Here is a 3777-nt window from a genome sequence, read left to right on the forward strand (position 1 = left end):
TTTCACGTCGATCAGCATGCAAGCCATGTCTGTCACAACGGCACGACTTTCCACATTTCATTCTGCGGCGGCGCACCATGAACCCGACACCGATGTAGCGCGGCGGCAACATCTCGCCGGCGGCGCAGGAAGCACCCAGCCAGCCCGACAAGGCTTTCGGGATAAGCAACAAAAAGCTCCCAAATGGCTTATCAATTCCTGACATTTGATTTTTTTGAGATTTGGTAAGTTCTGGTGCATAACAAACCGAGCGCGCGGGGCTGCGCGAGAGCCAATGAATAAGAAGACTTATCGCCTGGTGTATTCCAGGCTCCGGGGAATGGTGGTGGCGGTCGAAGAGACGGCCGCCGCCGAGGGCAAATCCGCATCGGGCGAGACTGGCGCGCGTCGCCGTCGTGGTGCGACGGGCAGCGCGCTGCTGGCCGTCGCGGCCGCATCGGCCACGACGGTACCAATCGCCACACACGCGCAGATCGTCCCGACGCCAGGCGGCGCGACGCAGGTGATCCAAACGCCGAACGGCCTGCCGCAAGTCAATATCGCCCGGCCATCCGGCGCGGGCGTGTCGGTCAACACCTACACCCAGTTCGACGTGCAAAAGGCCGGGGCCATCGTGAACAACTCGGCCGCGATGGTCCAAACCCAGCAAGCGGGATGGATCAACGGCAACCCGAACTTCGGGCCGAACGATGCCGCGCGGATCATTGTCAATCAGGTCAACAGCCCGAACCCTTCTCAGATACGCGGCGCTATCGAGATCGCGGGTCCCAGGGCGCAATTCGTCCTGGCCAATCCTGCCGGCATCTATGTCGACGGCGGCGGCTTCATCAATACCTCGAGAGCGACGCTGACCACCGGTATGCCGTTCTACGGCGCGGACGGTTCACTCGCCGGCTATCGCGTTTCCCAAGGGCTCGTGACGGTGGCCGGCGCGGGCTTGAATGCGTCGAACATCGACCAGGTGGATTTGTTGGCTCGTGCCGTGCAAGTCAACACCGCGATCTACGCCAAGAATTTGAATGTCGTGACGGGCGCCAACCGCGTCGATGCGAATACGCTGGCCGCGACGCCGATCGCGGGCGACGGCCCCGCGCCGGGCGTGTCGATCGACGTGGCCCAATTGGGCGGGATGTATGCGGACCGGATTCGCTTGGTCGGCACCGAGAACGGCGTGGGCGTCAACAATGCCGGCGTGCTCGCCGCGCAAGCGGGCGACCTGACCTTGCAATCGAACGGGCTGCTGGTGCTGTCCGGCAAGACGAACGCGGCGGGCAATCTGAACGTGTCGGCGCAGGGCGGCATCGTCAACAGTGGGGTGGTCTACGGTCAGCAGAGCGCGTCGGTGTCGACGGGTGACGTGCTGGCGAACAGCGGCACGCTCGCGGCGCAGCAGAATCTGACGGTGAGCGCGAGCGGCGTGAATTCGACCGGCACGCTCGGCGCGGGCGTGAACCATGACGGCGCGATCGGGCGCGGCGGCGATTTGAGCGTGACGGCCGGGCAATTGATCGCGACCGGCAAGAACCTGGCGGGCGGCAATGCATCGTTGACCAGCGGTAGCGTGAATCTGGCCGGCAGCCAGACGGCGGCGAACGGCAATCTGTCGCTGAACGCGAACGCGGGCGATCTGAATCTGTCGGGTGCGACGGCGAGCGCGCAAGGCGCCATCCAGGCGAATGCGGCGGGTGCGCTGATCAACGATCACGGCAGCCTGTCGAGCGGCGGCGGCACCACGCTCGCCGCCGGCAGCGTGTCGAACCAAGGCGGCAAGGTCTCCGCGCAAGGTCCGCTGAAGGTGCAGTCGGCCGGGCAGATCGCGAATCAGGCGGGGCAGCTCGTGTCGGGAAATTCGATGGAAGTGCGCGGCGGCGCGCTGTCGAATCGTCAAGGCACGATCCAAAGCGCAGCGGGGATGACCCTTGCCGGAGCGTCGTTGGACAATTCGGCGGGGCGGGTCACGTCGCTGAACGGTGACGGCTTGTCGCTCGTGACGACCGGGCAATTGACCAATGCCGCTGGCACCACCGCGACGGGTGCGCAAGGCGGGGTGATCGGCGGCAACGGCGGGGTGTCGGTGCAGGCCGGGAACGTCGTCAATCACGGCGCGCTGACGGCGCAGACGATTCTGCAAGTCGACGCGCAGGCGGTCGACAACGGCGGCGGGTCGATGTCCGCCGGTCAGCAGGCGACGATCGACGCGGGCGCGCACCTGACGAACGCGTCCGGGCAAATCACGGGCCAATCGGCGAGCGTGAATGCCGCGACGCTCGACAACAGTACGGGCACGATCCAAGCGAATCAGGTGTCGCTCGACGCGACCGATCTGGTGAACCGCGGCGGCACGATCACGCAAACCGGAACCGGCGCGATGACTGTCGCGGTTTCGAACACGCTGGATAATTCGAACGGCGGCACGCTGCAAACCAACAGCACGGACCTGACGCTCGCGCCCGCGACGCTGATCAACGATGCCGGAAAAATTACCCACGCCGGGAACGGCACGTTGACGCTCGGCAATCCCCCAGGGCGCGGGACGGGCTTCATTTCGAACGTCGGCGGCAAGATCGCGAGCAATGGGCGCGTTGTCGCGCAAGCGGGCGCGTTGAACAACACGTCGGGCTCGGTCATCGGGCAAGCGGGCCTGAACGCAACGCTCAGCGAGGCGCTGAACAATACCCAGGGCAAGCTGCTGTCGAGTACGGATGCGACGGTCAAGGCCGGCGGCGTGCTGACGAACGATGGCGGCTCGATCGGGGCGAATGCGAACGCCACCGTGCATAGCGGCTCGCTGACGAATCGAGGCGGCTCGATCATCGCGTCGAACCTGAGCGCGACGGCCGATACGACGCTGGATAACAGCGGCGGCGATCTGGAGGCGAACCAACTGGCGCTGACGGCTGCGAATTTGATCAATCGCGGCGGGAAGATGACGCAATTCGGCGCGTCGTCAACGACCGTCAATGTCAGCAACACGTTGGATAATTCCGCTGGCGGGACGTTGCAAACCCACAGCACGGATCTGACGTTGGCGCCGGCCACGCTGATCAACGACGGCGGCACGATTACCCATGCGGGAACGGGCACGCTGACATTTACCCCTAGTGGTGGATCGGGCAGCCTCAGCAACGTCGGCGGCAAGATCGTCAGCAACGGCCAGATCGTCGCGCGCGCGGGGAGGCTCGACAACCGTGCGGGGACGCTCAGCGCGCAACGCGGGCTGAACGTGACGGTGGGCGGGGCGCTCGACAATACCCAAGGCAAGCTGCTGTCGAATACGGACGCGACGATCGACGTCGGCGACGCGCTGACCAACGACGGCGGCGCGCTCGGCGCGAGTTCGACGGCGACGCTCCACAGCGGCTCGCTGACGAATCGCGGCGGCTCGATCGTCGCGCCGAATCTGATCGCGACGGTCGACCACACGCTGGACAACAGCGGCGGCGATCTCGAAGCGAATCAACTCGCGCTGACGGCCACGAACCTGACGAACCACGGCGGGACGATCACGCAATACGGCGCATCGTCAACGACGGTTGACGTCAGCCAAACGCTGGACAATTCCGCGGGCGGCACGCTGCAAACGAACAGCACCGATTTGACGCTCGCCCCGGCGACGCTGATCAACGACGGCGGCGCGATCACGCATGCGGGAACGGGCACCTTGACGATTGCGCCGGGCAGCGGCGCCGGCTCGATCAGCAACGTCGCGGGCAAGATCATCAGCGCCGGTCGAATCGTCGCTCACGCCGGCAGTCTGAACAACGCAAGCGGGACGAT

2 protein-coding genes are annotated in these 3777 nt (G+C 65.3%); both read left to right on the top strand.

All coding sequences use genetic code 11. The features are described 5' to 3' along the window. On the top strand, positions 1–202 hold a 202-nt coding region (locus BSIN_RS26225; protein WP_218192421.1), incomplete at its 5' end, for a hypothetical protein. A gap of 72 nt (positions 203–274) precedes the next feature. Beyond that, positions 275–3777, top strand: a 3503-nt coding sequence (locus tag BSIN_RS12750; protein WP_143757432.1) for a two-partner secretion domain-containing protein, incomplete at its 3' end; no start/stop codon positions are given.

The sequence above is a fragment of the Burkholderia singularis genome (assembly GCF_900176645.1).
GTDB lineage: Bacteria > Pseudomonadota > Gammaproteobacteria > Burkholderiales > Burkholderiaceae > Burkholderia > Burkholderia singularis.